The organism is Flavobacterium sp. NPDC079362, assembly GCF_050267765.1.
GTDB classification, from domain to species: domain Bacteria; phylum Bacteroidota; class Bacteroidia; order Flavobacteriales; family Flavobacteriaceae; genus Flavobacterium; species Flavobacterium azizsancarii.
Window position 1 is genome coordinate 298,971 of the sequence record NZ_JBNNFM010000001.1, and the last position, 24,272, is coordinate 323,242.

The following is a 24,272-nucleotide window of genomic DNA, read 5'->3' on the forward strand; positions in this document are numbered from 1 at the left end:
TCAAGGTTGTTTTGTTTCAGGTTTCAGGTTTTCTTTGTTTCAGGTTTTTTAGCCACGAGTTAGCGCTAATTTTTTTTGCCACAGATTAGATCATTAAAAAAGATTAAATAAAAGAATCTGCGTTAATTTGTTTAAATCTGCAAAATCTGCGTGAAACTATTTTTTCGCCACAAATTCACAAACTATTTAAAATTAAATCCGCGTAAATCCGTTTAAACCCGTATCATCCGCGTGCCATTTCTCAATCCTAATTCTTTGCAAACAGCCTCTTAATAGAAATTGTCTTATCGTAAAAAGTAATCCTGATTCCGAATAGCAAAATGATTCCGCCAAAAACCATTTGTAAAGTTATTTGTTCTTCTAAAAATAACCAAGCTAATACGGCTGTAATTACTGCCTGGCTCAATAAATTTAAAGAAACTCTTGTTGCGCGCATATGTTGTGTGGCATAACTAATAGAAAGCCAGGCGCACAATTGGCAAATAACGGCTTGTAACACAAACAGAAACCAGCCAGCATTAGAAAATCCTGTAAAAGGTTCGTTTAATGCATAACAAATAATTCCTAAATATACAGTTGAAGCCAATAAACTAATCGTCATAAACGATAAAACATCGACTTGCGAAAGAACATTTTTACTCACTAAAAGATAAATAGAATATAAAATTCCGGATAAAACGGCAAATAAGAATGCCTGATTAAAATTCAATTCCAGAAAAAAACTAAAGCCAACTAAGGTAATCATGCCGAATAAGGAAACTACAGTTCCTATCCAGAAATTAGTTGTAGGTCTTACTTTCAAAAAGAAAAAAGAACCAATACCAACCCAAAGCGGTGATAAATTTGTTAGTAGCGAAGCCTGAGTTGCGCTTGAATCCTGAATGGCAATATTCCAGACAGCAACATCAGAGGCGAATAAAACCCCGCAAAGTGCTGCAAGTAATGTGAATTTTAATGGTGGAAGTTTAAAGTTTTTGCTTAAAAGTACGTACGGCAATAATAATAGAATGGCAAAAGCCATGCGGTAAAAAGCCGAGATTAATCCCGGTGCTAATTTAAGTTTAACCAATATCGGGAAAATCGAAATACATAGTATTCCTCCGATTAAGGCTAATCTTGGTTTGGTAATTTTCATTGTAATGCGTTTCTAACTTACCGAATTACTCTTGTAAGTGTTTTTTAAATTCTTTTTTAAAACAAAATTGCGTGAAGCAAAGTTCACGCAATTTATAGAATATACAATAATAAGTTGATTCTTATTCTTCTTTTTGTACCACTTCAACTGTTGGTGGAACTTCAGCAATGTTTTCACCTTTTAAGTAAGAAGGCAAATTAAGGCCAGCCATATTAAATAAATCATTTAATGGTGGAACCGTTTTCATCATTCCAGACACAAAGTTTGCCGTCGATGAACTTCCATTTTCGCCAGAACCATTGCCAGAATCCCAAACGGTAATTTTATCAATCTTTATATTTTTCACCGCTTCAACCTGAGTTCTAACTAATTCAGGAAGTTTTTCCAGTAACAATAGTTGGAAAGCTTTGCTTGGATCTCCGCCGGCAGCAGCAACAACTTGTTTGTAACCTTCGGCTTGTTTCGTTAAAATTTCGAATAAACCTTTCGCTTCTGCTTCCATTTTTGCAAAAATTGCGTCAGCTTCACCTTTTGCATTTTCTCTTATGGTTTCTGCGGCAGCTTGCGCTTCGATAATAGCTCTTTGTTTGGCTATTTCGGCAGGAATTACAATATTGGCAATTTGCGTAGAGCGTTCTCTTTCAGAACGGGCCAATTCGGCTTTTTGCTCTGCAAGATACGATTCTTCTAATGCTCTTGCTTGCTGTACTTTCTCTGCAGTTATGGCAATACGCAACGATTCTGCTTCTTTTTCTCTACGCAAAGCTTCAGAATTTGCAATAGCAATTTTTGCTTCATTTTCTCCCTGAATCGCAATTGCATTTGCTTCAGACGTTTTTACCCTTGTGTCTCTTGCGGCTTCTGCTTTTCCAATGGTTTCATCTTTTGCGGCAGTTGCAATACTAATTTCTCTGTCTTTTTGCGTAATAGCAATTTTTACGTCCCTGTCTCTGTGAGTTTCTGCGATTTGAGTGTCTTTTTCTCTATCTGCAAGAGCTTTACCGGTTTCTCCAATTTTTTCCTGTTCAGCAACACTAATTTTTGCTTCGTTGATTGCTTTTGCAGCAGCTTCTTTTCCTAAAGCTTCGATATAGCCAGACTCGTCTTTAATATCGGTAACGTTTACGTTGATCAGTTTTAAACCAATTTTCTTTAATTCGCTATCAACGTTTTTCGAGATATTGTCCAGAAACTTATCACGGTCAGAGTTGATTTCTTCAATTGTCATTGTTGCAATTACCAAACGCAATTGCCCAAATAAAATATCTTTTGCCAATTCCTGAATCTGCTCAGATGATAAACCCAAAAGTCTTTCTGCCGCCGTATTCATACTATCAGATTCTGTAGAAATAGCGATTGTAAATCTACACGGAACATCTACACGAATGTTTTGTCTGCTCAGGGCATTAGTTAAATTTGCCTCGATAGAAAGCGGTTTTAAATCTAAAAATGCATAATCCTGAATTACAGGCCAGATAAAGGCGCCACCTCCGTGAACACATTTTGCCGATGTTCCGCCGGTACGACCATAAATGACTAAAATTTTATCAGAAGGACAACGTTTGTACCTTGATATTAATGCCGAAATTGTTACGAAAAATACTATTGCCGCAACTGCAATTAAAATAATTGGATTCATGCTTGGTTATGTTAAATGGATTCTACTATTAAAATATTGTTGTTTTCTATCTTTATGACCTTAACGATTGCGCCTGATTGAATTCTTTCATTCTCAGTCATGGCTTCAAGTTCGTGAAATGCACCGTGTACGCTGATCATGATTTTGCCTTTGCCTTTTTTGTTTTCGGGAATAGTCAAATAAACTTCGGCAGTTTTGTTTAAAGTATTGGTGATTTTAAATGAGTTGTCTTCGGCTAATTTTTGTACTTGTCTGATCACCAGAAAAAACAAAACGACAAACAAAACCCCAACAACAAGTGAAGTAATAATCAGAAATATGGGTTTATCGCCAATTGTGGTATAAAAAGAAATTCCTGTCCAGCTAAATCCCAATAAAAAATTGATAAGATTTCGTAACGAAAAAAGCTGAAAATCACCTCCGCCATGTGTGTCGCCGTGAAAATCAGTCTCAACACCATCACCAATATCCAAACCCGAAAAGGTGATAATGGTTTGAATTATAAAAATGATACTTGTTGGGATAGCGATATACCAAAAAGATTTGAGTAAAGTGGGTAAACTATCTAACAGTTCTATCATTTTGTATTTTTTGAATGATTAGGCGCTAATATCTTGTTTTTTATTTAACAAAACTAATTTGCATGAAAATTATATAAGAAAGTAATTACAAAATCACTGAAATACGCGTGCTTTTCTATGATTATTATCTGTTTAGAAATCCCTAAAAACAAATTGATCTTTTGCGTTATTGTCTTTAATTGTCCAGACTACATTATATGCTCCGGCAGCGTCTCCGTTAGACATTCCTATAAAAATTGTTTTCTCCGGACCAATATAAATTTGCGTGTTTTTGAAATTAGGACTATATATTCCGGTTAGATTATTTATTGGGATATTATAAACTTCATTTTTAGTGGTAATTTTTATAGTTTTTATTTCGATAAGATTTTCAGGTTTTATTCCGTCAATTCCCCATGGATATTGGTCATCTATTTTTGATATAAAGCCATCTTGTTTTTTAATCTGATGTTCTTTTGGTATGAACTTTCCGGTTTGGATAGTAATCGTGAGATCGTCATTTTTAAATTCGGCATTATTTTCAGAAATAATCTTCATTCGTAATTTTGGCAGATTGCTTAAATATTGAATTCGACTTTTATGAATATAACCAAATTCCTGATCTTCAGGTTTGTTTGATAAGCCTGTTTTCTGTTTTGAAACTCCGTAAGTAATGTAAACCCATTCATTTTTTTCGCCTTGTATGGCATCCATATCTTCGAAAACCTGATTTTCAGAAATTTTACCTACTATTTTTGATTTCGCATTATTATTATCCCGTACATTCACAAAACCATCTTTTTTGTCTTTAATAATTGCAAAAGCACCTATGTTTTGTGCTTTCGAAGAGGTAAAAATTAAAAGGAGAAATAGCGTAAGGGTTAATTTTATTTGGTTTGTCATGACTTATTGGTTCTTTATAAAACGAAAAGAGCGAATCTATTAAAATGATTAATAAATTCACGCTTTTTTAATAAATATAAAAATGTCCATTGGCACTAAATGTTGGTAGAAAACATGAATTGAATCAAATTTGGCGTGCCGTAGGTACGCAATAGTTTCGCTTTGTTGCGTACCTACGGCACGCCAACGAATTTGAAACCTAATATTTCTACCGATATTTAGTGCCTGACAGCACAAAAAAATGTAAAGATTAAATTTGTTTTTGTGTGGTATTAGGCATTCATCATTTTTTGATAAGCTTTTTTAATTTCCGTATCCGAAAAAGGTTCAAGCGCTTGCACCAAAGTTTTGATGGTTCTAATGCAGCTTATCATTTTAATGCGAAGATCTTGATAATCTCCTGTTTCTGTTACCAGAATAGCGTCGAAAATCTCGGCTAGCTGTTCTGGTTGATCCCTGATTTCATCTACGAACCAAATGTCCGAAAGAAATTTTGCCATTGCTGTCATTACAGCCGTTTCTGATGTTTGTGATTTTCTTTTGTCATATCGAAAATATTAAACGCACGAAACCCTCACTTTAGGTGTGACAAAATATCCGAGGATAGATTAAGGGCAGTTTCCTGCTCCAGCACCTTGGCGAGGGTTCGCTTATGTTAACTTTGAATAAGTTTCTATTTAAAGTCTCAAGATATTTTGTCGAGAAAAACTTACAACTATAAACTCAGGTAAAAAGAAAAAACATGAGAAATTTCTAATGTTTTAACATTTGTCAATTCACATCTAACTTTTTACAAAAAAGTTAGTTTATCGTTTCACCATTTGGTGCATCCGTATCAGGATTTACAAAAACCAATTTACCTTCTGCATTTGTTGTCATCAGGATCATTCCTTGACTTTCAACTCCGCGTAAAGCTCTTGGCGCTAAGTTGGCTAAAACCGTAACACGTTTACCAATGATTTCTTCTGGCGAAAAGCTTTCGGCAATTCCCGAAACAATTGTACGAACATCAATTCCGGTATCAATTTTAAGAACCAAAAGTTTGTTGGCTTTTGGCATTTTTTCAGCTTCAATAATAGTTCCTACACGTAAATCCATTTTGGCGAAATCCTCATATTGAATTAAATCTTTTTGAGGTTCTGCTTGTTTGTTTTCGGCAATATTAGCTGTTTTTGTAGCTTCCAATTTATCTATTTGTTTTTGTATTTCTTCGTCTTCTATTTTTGCGAATAATAATTCGGCTTCACCAATTTGGTGACCTTCCGGAATCAATTCTGAATTTTCAGTAACATCATTCCATTTCAATTTACCTTCATTTTTCAGGATTCCTGACAACTTTGCAGCAGTAAAAGGCAAGAACGGTTCAGCAAGAATACTCAACGCAGCAGCAATTTGCAAGGCAACATACATTTGAGTTTTTACACGCTCCGGATTGTCTTTCATTACTTTCCAAGGCTCTTCATCGGCAAGATATTTATTTCCTAAACGCGCAACATTCATCAATTCGCCCAAAGCTTCACGGAATCTGTAACGCTCAACCGAACTTGAAATCACGGCTGGATACGCTTTTAATTCTGCTAAAGTCTTTTCGTCAACCTCAGATAATTCGTTTGGCGTAGGTATAAATCCGTCGTAATATTTGTTGGTTAAAACCACAACACGATTAATGAAGTTCCCGAGAATTGCAACCAATTCGTTGTTATTTCTCGCCTGAAAATCTTTCCAGGTAAAATCATTATCCTTAGTTTCAGGAGCGTTAGAGGTTAATGCATAACGCAAAACGTCTTGTTTCTCCGGAAATTCTTCCAGGTATTCGTGCAGCCAAACCGCCCAGTTTTTAGAAGTCGAAAGTTTGTTTCCTTCCAAATTCAAAAACTCATTTGCAGGAACATTATCCGGCAAAATATAGCTTCCTTCGGCTTTAAGCATCGCAGGGAAAATAACGCAGTGAAAAACAATATTGTCTTTCCCTATAAAATGAACCAGTTTCGTGTCTTCATCTTTCCAGTACGGTTCCCAGTCTTTTCCTTCGCGGAGAGCCCATTCTTTAGTTGATGAAATATATCCTATTGGTGCATCAAACCAAACGTATAATTTTTTTCCTTCGGCACCTTCAACAGGAACATCAATTCCCCAATCAAGGTCACGCGTTACTGCGCGAGGTTCAAGACCGCCATCGATCCATGATTTTACTTGTCCGTAAACATTAGGTTTCCAGTCGTTTTTATGTCCAACCAAAATCCATTCAGTTAAGAAATCAGAATATCTGTCAAGAGGTAAAAACCAGTGTTTTGTCGATTTCAAAATTGGAGTTTCTCCGGTAATCGTCGATTTTGGGTTAATTAAATCCGTAGCATTTAGAGTAGATCCGCAATTTTCGCACTGATCTCCGTAAGCTCCATCATTGCCACATTTTGGGCAAGTTCCAACCACAAAACGGTCTGCAAGAAACTGATTCGCTTTTGCATCATACAATTGCTCTGTTACCTCTTCAATAAAATCACCATTATCATACAATGTTCTAAAAAATTCCTGAGCTGTATCATGATGAATTTTAGCCGAAGTACGAGAATAATTATCAAACGAAATTCCGAAATCATTGAATGATTTTCTGATAATTCCGTCATATTTATCAATAACTTCTTGTGGTGTAATTCCTTCTTTTTTAGCTTTCATCGAAATTGCAACCCCGTGTTCATCACTTCCGCAAATAAACGCAACGTCTTTTCCTTGCAAACGTAAATATCTCGAATAAATATCTGCAGGCACGTAAACCCCCGCCAAATGCCCAATATGTATAGGTCCATTCGTGTAAGGCAATGCCGCCGTAATAGTATATCTCTTTGGATTTTGTATCATAACTCAATTTTATTGAGTGCAAAAATAAGCAATAGAATTGAGATTTTGTTATTCTGCGGAGTTTCACAAAGAAAAACCACTGAGATTCTTGAAGGTTCTCACTGAGATTCACGAAGTTTTTTATTTGTATAGCTTAAAATAATCTTGCAAAGTCGTAAAGGCGCAAGGAAATTCGCTGCAATTTGTCATTTCGACCAAAGGGAGAAATCCCACTAGAAACTCGACAAAGATTGACATTTTTCTTTCTGGTTTAAACGGGACTGAAGTCCAGCCCTACAATATGTTCCGAACCTAAGGTTCTCTTTAAAATTTTCGGAGGAACGATTTTTTTAGTACTGGATTTCAGTAAAGGCGCAAAGAAATTCGCTCCAATTAGTCATTTCGACCAAAGGGAGAAATCCCACTAGAAACTCGACAAAGATTGACATTTTTCTTTCTGGTTTAGACTGAACTGAAGTCCAGCCCTACAATATGATCCGAACCTAAGGTTCTCTTTAAAAGTTCCGGAGGGACGATTTGTTTATAGGACTGGATTTCAGTAAAGGTGCAAAGAAATTCGCTCCAATTTGTCATTTCGACCAAAGGCAGAAATCCCACTAGAAACTCGACAAAGATTGACATTTTCCTTTCTGGTTTAGACTGGACTAAAGTCCAGCCCTACAATATATTCCGAACCTAAGGTTCTCCTTAAAATTTTCGGAGGAACGTTTTTTTATAGGGCTGGATTTCTGTGCATTCTCCTGAGTCCAGCCTTACAATACATCCCGAGCCAAAGGCTCTCTCCAAAAAAAGTTCCAGAGGAACGATTTATTTTGTAGGGCTGGACTTCAGTCCAGTCTCCGTGTTTAGAGACGCCAATCTTTGCGAGGCTTCGTCTCAGTCTCACAAAGAAAACCGAAACATGAAAAAAATCCGTATTGATCAGCGTTTTCACGAAGTGATCCGTGTCATCCGCGTGCCATTGACTTTGACTTCGCCTGACAAAACATAAAACCTTTGCGCGATTATTTCAACCCAATTGATATTAACCTCTGTGAAATAACACCATAAAATAGAACCAGTTTAAACTAGCACCCGCATTAAAATCTTAAAAATTTATTTTGCAATCTTTGCCCTGAAAAAACAAAGACAATTTTATGAGCAAGACAAAATTAATCATCAATAAAAACGGATCTATTAAAATCGAAGGTGATTTTGAAATCATGGATTCTGAAGGAACTGTTTACGGACTACAAGGAAGAGCTGCATTAGGACTTTGCCGTTGCGGATTATCTGCAAACAAACCTTTTTGCGATGGAGGGCACCGTAATAATTTCGAACACGATTCTATCGCATTCGATTTACCACCAATGAAAACAAACTAAGAAATCTTATTTTCTGGTTATACTATAAAAGCTGCATCATGCAGCTTTTTTTATATATAAAGTTCCCCACGCATTGTTATAACCGCAGAACCGCCTACTAAAATATCATTTTCTCTTGCCATTACTTCAATAAGCGAAGGCTGACTCAATTTTACGCCTTGCAGAATTTTATATTCGGTATTGGGTTGCGTGTATTTATGTTGGGTCAAAAATCCAATTAATGGTCCCGCAGCTGTTCCTGTTGCAGCGTCTTCATTGATTCCGATTAAGGGATTAAAAAATCGGGCTTCGGCTATATTATTTGGATCTTCGTCAGAAAGTGTAAAGCAATAGAAACCTTCAAAGTCGTATTCTTTAGAGATTTCGATTAAGCGTTTGTTGTCCGGAATGCAATCGTGTAGAAATCTCCTGTTTTTTATGGGAACCATAACATGCGCAACTTCTGTTTGAACTATTGTAGGCAAAAGATCGTCTACAGTTAAATCGTCAATAGTTAAACCAAGTGCTTTTGCGATTCTCGAAGCCGGAACTTCCTGACCAATAGTTGCTGGTTTTTGATGCATTTGCACAATTGGATCTGCTGTAAGGGGATCAAAACTTGTGGTTAATCGAATCGGACTATCTTTCATGATTACAAAATGATCGGTTTCATTTTGTTCCTCAAATATGGAGATTTTTTTGAGTAAGGCAGCGCAAACGGCACCTAATAAATTGTGTCCGGCGCCATCAACTTCAAAACCTGAAGGTGTAAAAGACCTAACATTCAAAGCTTTTTGTGTTGTCGAATAATAAACAAATGAAGTCTCAGAATAGCCAAATTCCTTTGCAATATTCGAATATGCTTCGATTGCTAAATCGCCATCAGTAAAAACAACAGACAACGGATTTCCTTTGTAACTTTTGTTAGAGAATACATCTAAAACGTAGTATTCTAATGTTATTCTATCTTTCATTATGATTTCTTTTTGTTGAAATTAATTCGATAGAATAAAGTTACTATTTGTTCTTTGATCTAAGTTACAATGAATCGTTTTTCTTTTACAACATTCGTTTTTGTTCTGCGCTAATATTTATTGTTTTTTCAAGTCTCGAAATTCTGGTTTTTTCCTGTTTTGCCGTCATAATCCAGTGAATCATAACTTTTTTGTACGATGGTGCTTGTGTATTAAAATATTTCCAGGCGATTGTATTGGCTTTAAATTGTTTTTCAAACTCAGGATCAAGAATAGATGGTTCCTTTTCGTGCGAATAAATTCCGGATCTTTCTTCAGATCTTAGTGCGAAAGCTTTCTCACCTTCGCGCGTCATTAATCCTACTTTGATAAGATCTTCGACTTTTTTGATGTTGATCGCGCTCCAAATACTGGATTTTTTTCTTGGTGTAAACCTTATCAAATAACTTTGGTCATCAATTGATCTTCGAACGCCATCGATCCAGCCAAAACAAAGCGCCTGATCTACAGATTGTGACCACGACATTGACGGTTTTTTGCTGTTGACTTTATAGAAACCTACTAAAAGTTCGGTTTCTTTTTGGTGATGCTTTTCTAGCCATGCTCTGAATTCGTTTTGGGTTGCGAAGAAAGTTGGGTTCATTTTATTTCGTTTTTAATAGCGGTGGCGGTGGCGGCGGAGGTAAAACAGATTTTGAGCTGAAAAAAGTTAGCTTTTTATTGGTTTCAATTAATCTTACTTTCTTTTTCCAGGTATAAATCCATTTTGCTAAAGAATCCAGATCTTTTGGAACATCGTCTTTGTGGCTGTGTATTGCAATTGATTTTTTGATTGAATCTTTGTCAATATAAAAGGTGTAATATCTCCCATCGCTATAATCTTCCTGATAACTCTCGTTGTATTTTTTCAGTTGCGTTTTAGAAATTAAATCTAACAGTTTTGCTTTATCTTTTTTACTTATTAAAGCGATATAATTTGTTTTGCTTTTTGGAATCTTAGTGCTGTCAAAAGCATCGTAGCCACTCCAATGTTCTCTAATATAAACACTATCGTTTGGAGTGAATTTTACCGAAAAACTAGTTTCGAAAGTGTTGCTAAAAGTAAAATCGAAATATTTAAACGTTACATTTGATTCTTCTTTTTTAGAACAAGAGATGAACAATAAAAGTAACGAGATAAGTACGATTTGTATTTTCATAGTAAAGTTTTAATTTTTATTCATCAAGTTCCTTCCAGCAAACATATATTTCTCTTTGAACTTCTTTTTCTAGTTTAGGAAGTTCATTTAAAACCTAAAACTGACTTTCTTTGCTTAAATAGAATTTATCTTCTTTAAGTTTAAAATCCATTGCTCCTTTTATGATTGCAATCATTTCATTGGTTTCTGATGTTCCGTTTGCAAAATTTGGACCTATCAAATATCTTAAAATATCTTTTTCATATTGCGGTTTATAAAAGAGAATATGAGTCACTATTGGCAAATAAAAGTAAAAATAACTATTGGTGTTAGATCCATATTGAATTTTATCGAATTCAGAAATTAAAATGTCTGATTCCGGATCTGTGGATTCCCGATTTAATTCTTTTAATAATTCAAAAGTGGTTTTTGCACTTGGAACTATGTTTCCCATTCTTTTTAAAGATGAAAATGTCTTCTCAAATTTTGAGTTATTTGCTCTTGTATTAAACCAGTTGAAAATTTTCAATTTATTCTATTTTTATAATTTTATTTTGAATGGAATGTGGTTCAGTTCTGATGAAAATTAAATTCTTCGATATCGTGATATCCAAAAACTTCAATTTCCGGATGTTCATTTATTAAATTTCTGATTTTGTCTAATGTATTTAATCTTAAATTATTGTCTTCGGCTCTCATTTGCGCCAGTTGATTTACCGGATGATTAGTGTCAGTAAGTTCAATTCGCATATAATAAGCATCGGCAATATAAAATAACCATCCTTTTTCTGTTTTAAAAACTACACCGCAATGTCCTAACGTATGCCCGAAAAGCGGAATAAGAAAAAATTCTGTTTCAGTATCGATACTGACTTTTCTGGCTTCAAACCCGAACCAATCAAAATCTGATTTTTCATAAGTTTTAATTGTTGGGTTATGAGATAAAGGTGTTTTGAGATATCTGGGATTTCCGGAAAGAAAACTTTTGTATTCTTCAATTCCTACATGAACGGTTGCATTTGGTAAATCTGCCAATCCGCCAATATGATCATTATCCAGATGCGAAATAATGCAATCAGTAACTTTTGCGGGATCTAGTCCCAATTTTTCGATTTGTTTTATTGCAGTTTGATTTTCGTCGAAATGATAACCAACCATGTCTATAAGCTGCTGACCGATTCTTTCTTCCGGGTTTTGAATGTCTAAAAGACCAATACCGGTATCGATCAAAATGAGTTTGTCGTTTTCCTGAATCAATAGGCAATGTCCGCAAACATTATCGTTTACGGGTGAAACAATTTTTACGCAGTTGAGGTGGTGGATTTGGGTCATGGTGATTTTGCTTTGATTGATTTTGTCATTACGAACACAGATTCTAAATCTGTATTATCGGATTGTAAATTTAACAGATTTAATCAAAAGCAGACATGAACAAATCCCAAATTATCCAGGTTTTCTTTCTCTTTTTGTTCGGATTTTGATTGTTTGGATCTTCTAGCCAAAAGTCACAAACATTACAGATGATCTCATCTTTATAGATTACATCTCCATTATATAAACTATCCTTAAAAATGAAGTCACTTCCGTAATTATGTTTTTGATGAGTTTGAGTCCATTGTACATTGTTAATTAATAGCTTGTCTGATCCACAACGAGGACAGCATTCTGCATTTTCATAATAGAGTTGTGTTGGTTGGGCAATAAATTGATCAATAGCTTTTTGAGTCAAGTTTCTTTCTAGTATGTAATTTTTTATGTCTTCTTGCGTATCACGCATGTAAGTATGCTGTTTGTATTTGGCAAAAAAAGCCAATTCGTGATCTGAAAATGTATCTAGAAAATCTTTGGTTTTGCCCATTGCTTTACTGCTATTGTTGATGTTTTCTTTAGTTGTGTGAAAGTGCTAAAATACTATTTTAATGAAGCTTGATATAATAAAAGGAATAATTTTCTTATAAAAAAAATATCAGCGTTAGGGATAGCAGCGAAAAGCCCACAGCTTGACGAAGGAAGTGCGAGGACTTGCAGCAATAGCCCGATTCGCGGCGGCTGAAACGCCTAAAAAAATATTTATATCAAGTTCCCTATCTTTGTAAACGTAAATTAAAAGAGCAAATCATGGCAAAAGGTCCCGAGAAAAACACGAAAAACAAGGCTTTGCATACTAAACTACTCAATAAGAAAAAAGCCAAAATTCAGGAGGAGAAAAAAGCGCATGCTTTGCGCTTGAAGGCTTTGGTGACAAAAATGAATCAGAAAAAGAATAGTGATGAATCTGATGCTATTTAAATCAGATTGTATTTCGTTTCTGTTTTAATTTAGCTGAAATTTGCAAATCAATATATAAAAACAAACAAAATGGAGGAATTCGGTAGAATACTAGTTTCTGAAACGGCAATGAATAGTGAAAATCTTCAGGATGTGATTCACTCTAATATTTCGGTAATCAATTTAATGCGTGAGGAAGATGTCGATGATGAGTTTATTCACGAAGATGCCTTGATGAGTTATTATCTTGATTATTACTACTCGCAATATGCTGAAGGAAATTTTGCTCAGTTTGTACACAAATCAGGTTGGAATAAGGAACTGAACGAACTTATCGAAGAAGGTCTGGCTTTGATTGGCGCCGAAAAACACTTGGAATTATTCCAACAACAAAGCAAAAAAGTAAAACTGATGAGTAGCGTAAAGCTGAATAAATTTCTTAGCGGAAAACTGGAAGGTGTAAACCCAACAAGAGATTTGCTGAACAACGATACTTTCTTCGAACTAGAAGAAAACTTAATTACTTTGAATGCCGGTTTCCTGAAAAATCACCCTGATTTCGAAGTGCTTTCGGTAGATGATATGTTTGCAGCTTTAGAGGAATATGTTGGGCATGAGATAAAAAGAGCTTAGGTTTTGTTGTTTAACCACAATGCACGCTAAGGTTTCGCAATGCACGCAAAGTTATTTGTTTGAATGTCTATAAAACCGCACACAATCCCTATAGATATCAGGAGCGAAGGCTCAATATTTTTTATAGAGAGCCTTCGGCTCGATTTATATTGTAGGGACGGATTTTAATCCATCTGCGTAAAGATTATTCTTAGGATTGTCAGGCTGAGCGGAGTCGAAGCCACACAAAGTTTTTAGAAAGAGCCTTCGGCTCGATTTATATTATAAGGATGGATTTTAATCCATCTGCGCAAAGATTATAATGCGTTTTTATTTGAATGTATTCGAAATTTCTCGAAATTTAGATAGTGATAGATAGCGAATTTTTTGTTTCACGCAGATTTTAAAAGATTTAGGCAGATTTAAAAAAATCATTTTAATCTTTTAATCTTTGGCGTTAAAATAGAACTTTGTGGAGCTTTTTCCGAAGCTTCGACTTCGTTCTGACAGTTGTTATGAAAAACTTTGCGAATCTTTGCTCCCGATAGCTATGGGGATTGGGTGGAATATTTTATTGTTTCTTAATATTCATAATGCATTATTTTGAGATTATTTAATGTTGATTAAAAAACGTTTTTTCATGATAATTGTCAAAAAACAAATGCACGATATTAATTATATTTGCATAAATGTCAATATAAATAGTAACTGAAAAATCTAAATACCATGAAAACCAGATTTAAAATTGTATGTATTGTTGCAGTATTGTTGTTAGGTTATTCTTGTAGCAAATCTGATCTGGATAAAGGAATTGATTGTTTTGGCGAGTCATTTTTTATGAAATTTAAGAATAAAACTGATCCTGAAAATGCTAAAAAAGTTGATTTTGTTGTGGAGTATACTGGAAATTATGAGTTTAAATCTGTTAAATGGACTTTTGGTGACGGAACAACTGAAACCACAACCAACACAACAATTTCGCATATCTATACTGCCGCCGGAACTTATACTGTAAGAGCTGATATTACGATTCAGGACGGAAAAGCAGCTTGTACTGCATCACCAACAAGAAGTATTATAATTAATTAGGTTCTACAGTTGGGCGTAATTATTCTTAAAACATAGAAACATAGATTCTTTATTCTCAAAAAAGACGTTTTTACTTATTTAAAACACACGAAGCTAGCCGCGTCAAAGAAATCTATTTCTTTTTTATTCTTTCTAGACATAAAATCTATGTTTCTATGTGTTTAATTTAGCTTTTATTAATTACACGGTTTTGTTTTTAGATCGCTTCAAATTTCGGTATGTTAAGATTTTATTATTTGATTTCTAACTTACTACAGATTCTCGTAACTTCGCCTTTGATGATTTAGCGATTTTAAAAGTTAAAAAATGAGATATAGATACTGCCTAATATTGCTGTTGCTTTTTCTTCAAACAGGATTTTCTCAAAACAAAATAAACCTTTTTTCAGAAATCAATTATAGTTCAATTCCTTCGGTTTCGTTAAGCGATTATAAATCAGTTCAGGATCGTGATAAAAAGTTTCAGAATCCTAATATTGCTTTAGGAATCGGGATTTCTGGAGGAGGTTCGAGAGCCCAGTTTTTTAGTATGGGCGTACTTTTAGGATTAGAAGAAATTAAAGGAAATAATTCGCAACGTAATTTCTTAAACGAAATAGATTATTTCTCTACGGTTTCCGGTGGTTGCTTTTCGGCAGGATATTATTTAACGATCTTAAAGAATAAGTTATTTCATGACAATTGTTCGTTCAACGAATTTTACTTTTCTAAAGCCGATGCTTATAAAGATTATGTCGATAAATCAGCCAATATTTTGTCTTTATTAAACAATAGCCGAAACGAAAAAGGCGATAAAATATCAATGACCCAGCGTATAGATTCGGATATTTTGCAATACGACGCCACGAATCCTGATAATATCAATAAGTTTAATTCTCAAATGTTATTGTCGGATTTTTTTGTTCCAAAGGATAGTAAAACAATTCCGTTGTTACCCATGTTTGTTGCCAACGGAACCGCTTTTAATAATGGCGAACGGATTCCGTTTATGCCGCATATTATTCGCGGTTTGAATCTTAATGCTTCTTTGGCTCCAAATAAAGCTACGATTGCATTAAATGAAAATAATATTAATGACGGTTATAATTTTCCTTTAACCTATGCTATAACGGCGAGTTCTGCTTTTCCCGGTGTTTTGCCAAAAGTAAAATTTGGGGTTAAAGACCAGGATAAAATATTATGCATTGTCGATGGCGGTGCTTCAGATAATATGGGATATAAAACTTTGGTCGAATTGCTTCATAATGATACCAAAGTGAATGAGAAGAATAAGAAAGCCCTTTTTATTGATTGTCTGGGACAAGGAAAAAAAACGCCATATATAACTGATGCCAAAATAAGATTGATTTCGTTGTTTGAAACCGCTTCTTTATACACCGTTCAAACACGCTACATGACTTTTGATAAAGATGTTGAAAGTACTTTTGAACGTTATAAAATACCAATTTCTAATTATCAAATCATTGGTTTTACTACCATTAGGGATTATTTGGTAAAGATGGAAAAAGATTACCCTTATGAAGATTTAGTGTTCGAATTAAAAAACACAAATGATGAATCGGGTAGTTGGGCAAAATTGTATGCAAATTTCAAACAGGAACTAATCATGAGGTTTGGTGAAGATTCCTTTAAAAAAGATAAAGAAGGTGAAATAATTGTTGCCACTTTAAACAAAGAAAAATTCAAAAATTTAGCTGCCAGACAAGTTTTGATGTTATATGAATATGCCTCGCATGTCGAAACAAAACTGCGAATTACTCCCGAAGAACGTGAAATGTTATTGCTGTCCGGACGTTTTGCTGCTTATTTAAAAACCAATGAATTAAAAGAATTATTGGTGGAATATAAATAGGGTTTTAGTTTCGCAGAGATTCATGAAGGTAGCACAGAGATTCGGAAATTTTATTCTTGAATTTTTGGATTGACTATTTTTAGGGGATTAATCCAATAGTGTGAATACAAGTACAAAACAAACACGAATTTCACGAATTTTAATTGGCTATTTAGTTTGTGAAATTCGTGTTCAAAATTTTGAATTTCGGCCTTGTGCTTTTTGAATCTCTGCGTAATAATATTTTCAATATTAAGAATTCTTCCATTCTTCAATAGTCAATACATTTGCATGACGAATGAATACTTTGGTTGTTAGCACGCGATGTACTTCTTCATCACGATCTGCGCATGCATCAGACAAAACACTGATTTTATAATCTTTGTCCGCCGCTTCAGTCGTGGTCGAAAGTACGATTCCGCCAGTTGCAACGCCTGAAAGTATAATATGCTGAATTCCGTTTGATCTTAAAGCAACTTCTAATCCGCTTCCTGTAAAAGCACTTATACGACGTTTCATAACACGAATATCACCTTCTTGTGGCGTTAATGCAGGATGAACTTTAGAAAATTCATCTAAATTGATGTCTTTAATACGTTCTCTATACGGTGCAAAAAGTTTGTTATTAGGACTAATGTCTGAAATCCCGTTTTTAAATTCAAGCGTTACATATATTACAGGAATGTTTTTGGCTCTGGCAATTTCTATAGCATTAGCTACGTTTTTGATGATGTTTTCCGGATTTGGAAAATTGGATAATATTCCAACTTGCATGTCCATGACTAGTAAAGCGGTGTTTTGTTCCATTTTTTTTAGATTTGATTGTTGATATTGTCTGTTTCTTCTGTTTGAATCGGGATTACGATTTCCTGAGTTTTTTTCTTTCTTTTGTAAAACATATAAAACGAAATCGCGATAATAAGTGCTATAACGCCCTGAATCATTAAGCTGTTGGGCGCGCCAATGTATTTAGAAACCATCCCGATGAAAAGGCTTCCTATTGGGATCATTCCAAAAGCTGCCATGGCAAAAAAGCTAATTACTCTTCCTCTCATCGCTTCGTCAGCTTCTAGCTGTAAAATGGTATTGCAAATTGGGATTAGTGACATTGTACCAAATCCGCAAATAATAGCAACGGCCATTGCGATTGGAAAAATATTTAAGTGAGAAAAAATGATTAAGCTTACGCCTAAAATTATCGTGTTTACAAATAAAACTCTTTTCAGATTCGTGCTTGATTTTAAAGACGCTAAATAGATTGCTGCAATAACGGCTCCCAAACCAATAAAACTATTGATGTAACCAAAAGTGGCTGCGTTTCCTTTAAAGATGATTTTGGCATAAACCGGCAAAAGCGTATTGTAGGGAATTACAAGTAAACATAAAAGTGATAACATCAAAAGAATAACGCTAATCTTTGGCGTATTTTTAAGATACAATAAACCGTCTTTCAGGTCTGTATAGATTTTCTTTTTGATTGGATTTGGTTTATAAGGCGGTAATTTCATTAATAATAAGGATATAATTACGGCTATAAAACTTATCGCATTCAATAAGAAACAGTTTCCAGCTCCAAATTTCAAGAGTACAATTCCGGATAGTGACGGACCAATTAATCGTGCAAGATTATTGAGGGTTGAATTTAAGGCGATCGCATTTGGTAAATCTTCTTTTTTCTTGATAATATCATGAACTAATGGTTGTCTTGCCGGAATGTCAAAAGCATTTACAATCCCGAGAAGAACGCTTAAACTCAATATTTCCCAAATGACATAATGCTCCATAAAGATTAAAACCGTCAGCAGCACCGCTTGCATTGCAGATATAATTTGAGTAATCATTAAAACCTTATAACGATTGTTTCTGTCTGCAACAACTCCGCCCAGAAGCGAGAATAAAAAAGATGGAAATTGTTCTGCAAAAACTGTTAATCCCAACATAAATGTAGAATGTGTCATGCTATAAACGATCCAGACGACAGCGGTGCGCTGCATCCACATTCCGATTCTCGAAATCAATTGTCCGCCAAAAAACAAAGCATAATTTCGGCTTTGAAACGCTTTGAATGTTCTGATGTTTAAAATCTTTGACATGGAGTTATTGTTTTTCTTTTCCAGAAAATCTTTTGCTTAACGGAATACTGATACAGGTAATTCCTAAAAAGAAAATCAATACCGAAATAGTATTGTCAATTGAAATTTTGGCTTTTACAAAAAGTATATATCCTACCAATAAATTGAACAAAGACCAAAGGACATTTATAGTGGGCGACGAAAGTCCTTTGCCCGGAGGATTGGCAAAAGGAGTTGGGAACTTATCGCCGGAAATTCCGTTAACAAAATGCGGAACAAAATTGGCGAGAAACATGCCAGACCAGAAACCCATAAAATAATGATACCATTCCATAACGTTTGTATTTAGTTAAGAGGGACAATTTTATTCAAAATAGGAATTGCCTTTTCCAGTAATTCCTTTTCTTCTTTTGTTAAAGTTTGGCTTATGGCTTCGGTGAGCCATTCATCACGATCAAATCTTGTTTTTTCAACCGCTTGTTTTCCGTATTCGGTTAAGGAAATGTAGACTTTTCGGCCATCTTCAGTCGAAGGAGTTCTGGTGATAATCTCCAATCCTTCAAGTTTTTTGATGATTTGTGACATCGATTGTGTTTTAACCCGGGTCAAATTTGCCAATTCAGAAGGAAGCAAACGAGTGTTTCGAATCAAGTGGCCCACAGTTTCCATTTCGGTCAACGAAAGCGTATTGATAGAATACATTTGCTTGCGCAAGCTTTTGTGCAAAAGCGATATAACCGTTCTTAATGATGACGCTAATTCTTTTGTTTGCATTTTTATAAAGTTAAACTTGTTAGGTAGCCTTACAAAATTAAAACAAATTTGTTTCTGTTAATCGATCATTTTAATTTTTATGAAAAGTTTCACAGATTTAAAAACAAATGAATTATTTCGGGAACATAATTAAATTTGTCGAAATTTGAATTTCCATTTAATCCAAAAAAAATTGACAGAACCATTTATGTTTTATAAAAAAATAATGTTTGCCTTATTGTTTTTGCCTGTTTTGCTATCTGGTCAGGAAAAAAGCAATACTCCTGCAGAAAATGTTTCCCGTTATTTTTATGATGATCATGTGGTTTCTATAGAAATTTGGTACGGACCGGACAATAAACCGGACAGCACAAAAACCTATTATTCGAACGGAAAACTAAATGAGATTTTTTATTATGATGATAAAGGGTTTAAAGATTTAGATGCTTTTCAGTACAACAAACAAGGTGAAAAACTGGTAACCTGGAAATTCTCTCACGGAAAATTAGTAAACAGAACCGATCATAAATTGCCTTTTAACAAAGACAGGGAAGAAACGGTTAAAAAAGCGTTGAAGTTGATGACAGAAATCAACATCAAAACAAATTATAATCCAACAAGAGTTAATGATCTTTATAATCGCGGTGTTCTGAGCATTAGTCTTGGCAACACAACATTGGCACTGGAGGATTTAAAAAAAGTAGAATATTCTCTGGATAAAGATCCTAAAAACAAAGATCTGGTTTTGGCCGATTCTTTAGAAAAAAAGAAAGCCGCTTTTAGAAGTAAACTTTACGATCGATTGGCGAGTATTTATGCATCACTGGAAATGGAAGGTTTTGCTTTTAATTATTACCACAAAGCAATAAAAAATGCTCCTGATGATTTACGTATTTTATACAACTTTGCCTCTTTATTGCAGCAACGAAAATCGAATGATCTGGCGCGTTATTACTTAGAGAAAATTGTCGCCGAAAAGCCTAATCACGCGCATGCAAGATGGGCACTGGCAAGATTGTATAGTGATATGGGGGAATATGAAAAAGCAATGGAAAATATCACGGAAGCTTTTAAATCTGAAAGTGCCATAATAGAAAGAACCACAGCTTACGGAGGTCGGGATTTAAGAACGACCAGAGGTTTAATCTATCATAAATTAGGAAAATCAGATAAAGGAATTGCTGATTTAAAGGCGGCTTTAGAAATGGATAAAAACAATTCATACGCCATGAAAAATCTGGGTATTATCTATCTCGATCAGCATAAATACAAAAAAGCCTGCGAACTGTTCCAGAAAGCCAATGAACTCAATTATACGCTGGCTTATGATGAGATCGATTTGCCATCGTTATTAGAAAGTGCCTGTAATAATGTTCAAACAGAAGTTACGAATACCATAAAGCCTTTTGTTTTTCCGAATCCCGCTGTTACAATTATTTCAGTTGATAATTTAAAAACTAAAAATTTTGATTTCGAGTTTTTTGATTTTGAATCTAAAAGTGCATTAAAAGGCAAAACCAGTGACGGAACGATAAATGTTATAGGTTTAACGTCAGGTTTTTATGTTTTGAAAATCGCGACCCAAGATGGTATAGAAACTTTTAAGGTTATAAAAGAATAAGCATTTGTAATAAATAATTAATCCTGGCAAGAAGCTCCAGAGGAGCGTCATATTTATATAAAATGATATTGATTTTGTATTTAAGCTCCATTGGAGCGATATATAAAGGAGCCAAAGATTTCACCCTGTTAGGGTTTTATATCCAATTGAATTTGCAATTTATAAATTATGTTACCCGTTGGGATTCGGTTCTTTAAATAATAAAAAATCTTTGCGTATCTCCGTGCAATCTTCGTGTGCCTCTGCAGAATAATCTTTATTTGACTTGTTCTATCAGTTCCAGCCTTTTTACAATAGAATTCTTAAGCAGTATCGTTCCCGGAGATAATACGGCATTTGCTCCAATTCTGGAATTGTCGCCAACTAAAGAACCAAATTTATCTGAGTTTGTTTCTATAATTTCCGAATCATAAAGCACGGATATTTTCTTATTGATCCTTTCGTTATAATGATTTGCTGCAATAGAACCGGCTTCAAAATTGATATTTCTACCAATAATGCTGTTTCCGATATAATTAAAATGAGCAATGGCGGTGTTAGAGCAAATGATGCTGTTTTTTATTTCGCAGCCTGGACCAATTTTCACCGATTTATCTAAATAAACTCCTTCTCTAAAATAAGCATTTGCACCAATATAGCAGTTTTCGTTAATAATTGCCGGACTTTTTATGGTAACATTATTTTCGATAATTGCAGATTTATGAATGGCGATATTGTCTTGAATAACATAATCATCACCCAGATTCAAAATCATCTTTTCGATTGTATTTTTAAGGTCATTCGTAATATTCCAGGGTTCTGATGTGTTTAAATCATTAAAAGTCTTTGAAAAATCTTCTATAAAATGGTCGATAGGAATCATTGTGATTTTTTTTAATTGCAATTTACTTATTTTTTATTTTCTAAGAGGGGATTTCTCGGAGATACACAATCCTGATAGCGATCGGGATTCACAGAGTTTCGCGAAGATTGCACAAAGCTTCATGGAATATTCCTGTTTTCAACGGATTAAAATCCGTTGCTACAAAATGCTCCGTTCCTTCGAAACTTGAAGAAAGAGCCTTCGGCTCGGTTTATATTGTAGGGATGGATTTTAATCCATCACATATATCGGAGAATCTCTGTGTCATCTTCGCGTATCTCTGTTGAAAAACCCCGAAATAACTTTAGAATCAACTTTGTCGTGATCTTATAAAACATTTCCTTAAATTTGCTTCCGTTATTAAAAAATACAATAGTTATAAAAATCAAGCTATGTTACAGATCGCATTTATTAGAGAGAATCAGGAGAAAGTAATCAAGGCCTTAGCAAAACGAAATATCGATGCTAAAAGCGTTGTTGAAGAAGTCGTGCAATTAGACGAAAACCGTCGTGCAACACAAGTTGAATTAGACAACACTTTATCTGAATCTAATAAATTATCCAAAGATATTGGAGAATTAATGAAAGCGGGAGAGAAAGCTAAAGCAGCGATCTTAAAAGAAAAAACGGTTTCATTAAAAGAAAAAAGTAAAGAATTAGGCGAAAAAGCAGAAGCTTTGGCAGCCGAATTAACAAATAAATTATACACATTACCCAATCTTCCGGCTGATATTGTTCCGGAAGGAAAAACTCCGGACGACAATTTGAATGTTTTTCAGGAAGGTGATATTCCGGTTTTGCATGAAGGCGCACAGCCACATTGGGAATTGGTAAAGAAATACGATATAATCGATTTTGAATTGGGTGTGAAAATTACAGGTGCAGGATTTCCGGTTTACAAAGGAAAAGGAGCTCGTTTACAACGTGCCTTGATCAATTATTTTTTAGATAAAAATACTGCTGCAGGATATAATGAAGTTCAGGTACCACATTTGGTAAACGAAGCTTCAGGTTACGGAACAGGACAATTGCCGGACAAAGAAGGACAAATGTATCACTCAACAATTGATGATTTATATTTGATTCCAACGGCTGAGGTTCCGGTTACAAATTTATTCCGCGATGTTCTTTTAACCGAAACTGAATTGCCAGTTTTATATACAGCATATACGCCATGTTTCCGTCGTGAAGCAGGTTCTTACGGAGCACATGTTCGTGGATTAAACCGTTTGCACCAGTTCGACAAGGTAGAAATCGTACGCGTTGAGCATCCTGATAAGTCTTATGAAGCACTTGACGGAATGGTAGAACATGTAAAAGATATTTTGAAAGAATTGAAATTGCCATACCGCGTTTTACGTTTATGTGGTGGTGATATGGGTTTCACATCGGCTTTGACGTATGATTTTGAAGTGTTTTCTACAGCGCAGGATCGCTGGTTAGAGATCAGTTCAGTTTCTAATTTTGAAACTTTTCAGGCAAATCGCTTGAAATTACGTTTCAAAGACAAAGACGGAAAAAATCAATTGGCGCACACATTAAACGGAAGTTCATTGGCTTTGCCAAGAGTTTTGGCCGGAATTTTAGAAAACTACCAAACTCCGGAAGGAATCGTAATTCCAGAAGTTTTACGCCCTTACTGTGGATTTGATATTATAAATTAACTTTTAGAGTTCTTAGGATTCAACCTAACAGGTTTTTAAAACCTGTTAGGTTTCTTAATTTTTACTAAGAACTAAAATTAAAACAGAGCATGATGAATGGAATTTTAAATTGGAATGTAGATCCGGTTATTTTGATGATAACAGATAGTTTTCCTTTAAAATATTATGGAGCTCTTTTTGCCTGCGGACTTTTATTGGGGTATTATATCGTAAGAAGAATTTACCAAAAAGAACATCTTTCGCTCGATAATCTGGATAGTTTATTGGTTTATGTAATTGTTGGAACCATTTTGGGTGCGCGATTAGGACATTGTTTTTTTTATGAACCAGCTTATTTTCTGCAACATCCAATAGAAATTCTTTTACCAATTCAGAAAGTAGCCGGAGTATATAAATTTGTTGGTTATCAGGGTTTAGCCAGTCATGGAGGATCGATTGGTGTTTTAATCGCCATGATATTATATTGCCGAAAATACAAAGTTAAGTTCTTATGGATCTTAGATAAAATGGCGATTGGAGTTCCTGTTACGGGTGCTTTTATCAGATTTGGGAATTTCATGAATTCTGAAATCTACGGAAAACCGACGAACGGAAATTGGGGAGTTGTTTTTCAAAGAGATGATATGATCCCAAGGCATCCAACACAATTGTACGAAGCATTTGCTTATTTGCTGATTTTCGGAATAGTTCTTTATTTGTATAAATCAAAAACAATCAAAAAATCGGACGGATTTATCTTTGGATGTTTCTTAACTTTAATGTTTGTAGCAAGATTTATAATCGAATTTTTCAAAGAAAATCAAGAAACCTTTGAGGATGATATGATTATTAATATGGGACAAATATTAAGTATTCCTTTTATTTTAATTGGTATAGCTTTAATGATTTGGAAATCGAAGAAGTGAGTTGT

26 protein-coding genes are annotated in these 24,272 nt (G+C 34.6%); 8 read left to right on the plus strand and 18 right to left on the minus strand.

From position 1 onward, the window contains the following. Positions 1 to 247: 247 nt before the first annotated feature. The 7 genes from ACQKCJ_RS01290 to ACQKCJ_RS01320 all read right to left on the minus strand — a co-directional run bounded on the left by ACQKCJ_RS01290 (position 248) and on the right by ACQKCJ_RS01320 (position 7,717). On the minus strand, positions 248 to 1,135 hold the full coding sequence (locus ACQKCJ_RS01290) for a DMT family transporter (protein WP_427401190.1): 888 nt from the start codon (positions 1,133 to 1,135) through the stop codon (positions 248 to 250). Positions 1,136 to 1,256: 121 nt separating this feature from the next. Continuing rightward, positions 1,257 to 2,774, minus strand: a complete 1,518-nt coding sequence (locus ACQKCJ_RS01295) for a flotillin family protein (protein ID WP_427401191.1) — start codon at positions 2,772 to 2,774, stop codon at positions 1,257 to 1,259. 11 nt (positions 2,775 to 2,785) lie between these two features. Continuing rightward, entirely contained in the window at positions 2,786 to 3,355 is a 570-nt protein-coding gene (locus ACQKCJ_RS01300; protein WP_271333995.1) for a serine protease, read from the minus strand. A gap of 132 nt (positions 3,356 to 3,487) precedes the next feature. Continuing rightward, entirely contained in the window at positions 3,488 to 4,237 is a 750-nt protein-coding gene (locus ACQKCJ_RS01305) for a hypothetical protein (RefSeq protein ID WP_271333996.1), read from the minus strand. A 272-nt stretch (positions 4,238 to 4,509) separates the two neighbouring features. Beyond that, entirely contained in the window at positions 4,510 to 4,746 is a 237-nt protein-coding gene (locus ACQKCJ_RS01310; protein WP_271333997.1) for a hypothetical protein, read from the minus strand. Between the two features lie 292 nt (positions 4,747 to 5,038). Then, positions 5,039 to 7,096 carry a methionine--tRNA ligase gene (gene metG / locus ACQKCJ_RS01315; RefSeq protein ID WP_271333998.1) on the minus strand — a complete coding sequence of 686 codons (2,058 nt, stop codon included), beginning with the start codon at positions 7,094 to 7,096 and terminating at the stop codon, positions 5,039 to 5,041. A gap of 441 nt (positions 7,097 to 7,537) precedes the next feature. Beyond that, a complete protein-coding gene (locus ACQKCJ_RS01320; protein ID WP_271333999.1) occupies positions 7,538 to 7,717 on the minus strand; it encodes a hypothetical protein in 180 nt (59 codons plus the stop codon). A gap of 515 nt (positions 7,718 to 8,232) precedes the next feature. On the opposite strand from ACQKCJ_RS01320, the gene ACQKCJ_RS01325 reads away from it, so the two are divergent. Continuing rightward, complete coding sequence (locus tag ACQKCJ_RS01325) at positions 8,233 to 8,460, plus strand: CDGSH iron-sulfur domain-containing protein (protein WP_056248078.1); 228 nt, start codon at positions 8,233 to 8,235, stop codon at positions 8,458 to 8,460. A 50-nt stretch (positions 8,461 to 8,510) separates the two neighbouring features. On the opposite strand, the gene ACQKCJ_RS01330 is transcribed toward ACQKCJ_RS01325, so the two are convergent. The 6 genes from ACQKCJ_RS01330 to ACQKCJ_RS01355 form a co-directional block, all read right to left on the minus strand. Continuing rightward, complete coding sequence (locus ACQKCJ_RS01330; protein WP_271334000.1) at positions 8,511 to 9,413, minus strand: PhzF family phenazine biosynthesis protein; 903 nt, start codon at positions 9,411 to 9,413, stop codon at positions 8,511 to 8,513. 85 nt (positions 9,414 to 9,498) lie between these two features. After that, positions 9,499 to 10,056 carry a YdeI/OmpD-associated family protein gene (locus tag ACQKCJ_RS01335; protein WP_427401192.1) on the minus strand — a complete coding sequence of 186 codons (558 nt, stop codon included), beginning with the start codon at positions 10,054 to 10,056 and terminating at the stop codon, positions 9,499 to 9,501. A gap of 1 nt (position 10,057) precedes the next feature. After that, positions 10,058 to 10,612: a hypothetical protein gene (locus ACQKCJ_RS01340; protein WP_271334002.1), complete on the minus strand. Its 555-nt coding sequence runs from the start codon at positions 10,610 to 10,612 to the stop codon at positions 10,058 to 10,060. 94 nt (positions 10,613 to 10,706) lie between these two features. Beyond that, complete coding sequence (locus tag ACQKCJ_RS01345) at positions 10,707 to 11,045, minus strand: hypothetical protein (protein WP_271334003.1); 339 nt, start codon at positions 11,043 to 11,045, stop codon at positions 10,707 to 10,709. A gap of 116 nt (positions 11,046 to 11,161) precedes the next feature. Continuing rightward, positions 11,162 to 11,923, minus strand: a complete 762-nt coding sequence (locus ACQKCJ_RS01350; RefSeq protein WP_271334004.1) for an MBL fold metallo-hydrolase — start codon at positions 11,921 to 11,923, stop codon at positions 11,162 to 11,164. Positions 11,924 to 12,002: 79 nt separating this feature from the next. Beyond that, entirely contained in the window at positions 12,003 to 12,449 is a 447-nt protein-coding gene (locus ACQKCJ_RS01355; RefSeq protein WP_271334005.1) for a hypothetical protein, read from the minus strand. Between the two features lie 260 nt (positions 12,450 to 12,709). On the opposite strand from ACQKCJ_RS01355, the gene ACQKCJ_RS01360 reads away from it, so the two are divergent. From ACQKCJ_RS01360 to ACQKCJ_RS01375, 4 genes are all read left to right on the plus strand, one after another. After that, positions 12,710 to 12,880, plus strand: coding sequence for a hypothetical protein (locus tag ACQKCJ_RS01360; RefSeq protein WP_271334006.1), 171 nt, complete (start codon positions 12,710 to 12,712; stop codon positions 12,878 to 12,880). Positions 12,881 to 12,949: 69 nt separating this feature from the next. Then, positions 12,950 to 13,492, plus strand: a complete 543-nt coding sequence (locus tag ACQKCJ_RS01365) for a DMP19 family protein (RefSeq protein WP_271334007.1) — start codon at positions 12,950 to 12,952, stop codon at positions 13,490 to 13,492. A 705-nt stretch (positions 13,493 to 14,197) separates the two neighbouring features. Continuing rightward, a complete protein-coding gene (locus ACQKCJ_RS01370) occupies positions 14,198 to 14,560 on the plus strand; it encodes a PKD domain-containing protein (RefSeq protein WP_271334008.1) in 363 nt (120 codons plus the stop codon). A gap of 306 nt (positions 14,561 to 14,866) precedes the next feature. Beyond that, positions 14,867 to 16,411, plus strand: coding sequence for a patatin-like phospholipase family protein (locus tag ACQKCJ_RS01375; RefSeq protein ID WP_427401193.1), 1,545 nt, complete (start codon positions 14,867 to 14,869; stop codon positions 16,409 to 16,411). A gap of 231 nt (positions 16,412 to 16,642) precedes the next feature. Here ACQKCJ_RS01375 and ACQKCJ_RS01380 read toward each other — a convergent pair whose 3' ends face one another. Genes ACQKCJ_RS01380 through ACQKCJ_RS01395 form a run of 4 tightly spaced genes read right to left on the minus strand, consistent with a single transcriptional unit; the run spans position 16,643 to position 19,236 of the window. Then, positions 16,643 to 17,197 carry an isochorismatase family cysteine hydrolase gene (locus tag ACQKCJ_RS01380; RefSeq protein WP_427401194.1) on the minus strand — a complete coding sequence of 185 codons (555 nt, stop codon included), beginning with the start codon at positions 17,195 to 17,197 and terminating at the stop codon, positions 16,643 to 16,645. A 5-nt stretch (positions 17,198 to 17,202) separates the two neighbouring features. Then, positions 17,203 to 18,483, minus strand: coding sequence for an MFS transporter (locus ACQKCJ_RS01385; RefSeq protein ID WP_427401195.1), 1,281 nt, complete (start codon positions 18,481 to 18,483; stop codon positions 17,203 to 17,205). 4 nt (positions 18,484 to 18,487) lie between these two features. Further along, the gene (locus ACQKCJ_RS01390) at positions 18,488 to 18,796 is read right to left on the minus strand and encodes a hypothetical protein (protein ID WP_271334012.1); all 309 of its coding nucleotides are present in this window, start codon (positions 18,794 to 18,796) and stop codon (positions 18,488 to 18,490) included. Positions 18,797 to 18,807: 11 nt separating this feature from the next. Beyond that, positions 18,808 to 19,236, minus strand: a complete 429-nt coding sequence (locus ACQKCJ_RS01395) for a MarR family winged helix-turn-helix transcriptional regulator (RefSeq protein ID WP_427401196.1) — start codon at positions 19,234 to 19,236, stop codon at positions 18,808 to 18,810. A gap of 172 nt (positions 19,237 to 19,408) precedes the next feature. On the opposite strand from ACQKCJ_RS01395, the gene ACQKCJ_RS01400 reads away from it, so the two are divergent. Then, positions 19,409 to 20,836 carry a tetratricopeptide repeat protein gene (locus ACQKCJ_RS01400; RefSeq protein WP_427401197.1) on the plus strand — a complete coding sequence of 476 codons (1,428 nt, stop codon included), beginning with the start codon at positions 19,409 to 19,411 and terminating at the stop codon, positions 20,834 to 20,836. Between the two features lie 256 nt (positions 20,837 to 21,092). Here ACQKCJ_RS01400 and ACQKCJ_RS01405 read toward each other — a convergent pair whose 3' ends face one another. After that, positions 21,093 to 21,698: a DapH/DapD/GlmU-related protein gene (locus ACQKCJ_RS01405; protein ID WP_427401198.1), complete on the minus strand. Its 606-nt coding sequence runs from the start codon at positions 21,696 to 21,698 to the stop codon at positions 21,093 to 21,095. A 392-nt stretch (positions 21,699 to 22,090) separates the two neighbouring features. Here ACQKCJ_RS01405 and serS point away from each other — a divergent pair, with 392 nt between their 5' ends. Both serS and lgt read left to right on the plus strand, forming a co-directional pair. Beyond that, positions 22,091 to 23,362, plus strand: a complete 1,272-nt coding sequence (gene serS / locus ACQKCJ_RS01410; protein ID WP_271334016.1) for a serine--tRNA ligase — start codon at positions 22,091 to 22,093, stop codon at positions 23,360 to 23,362. Between the two features lie 89 nt (positions 23,363 to 23,451). Next, on the plus strand, positions 23,452 to 24,267 hold the full coding sequence (gene lgt / locus ACQKCJ_RS01415; RefSeq protein WP_427401199.1) for a prolipoprotein diacylglyceryl transferase: 816 nt from the start codon (positions 23,452 to 23,454) through the stop codon (positions 24,265 to 24,267). Positions 24,268 to 24,272: the final 5 nt, after the last annotated feature.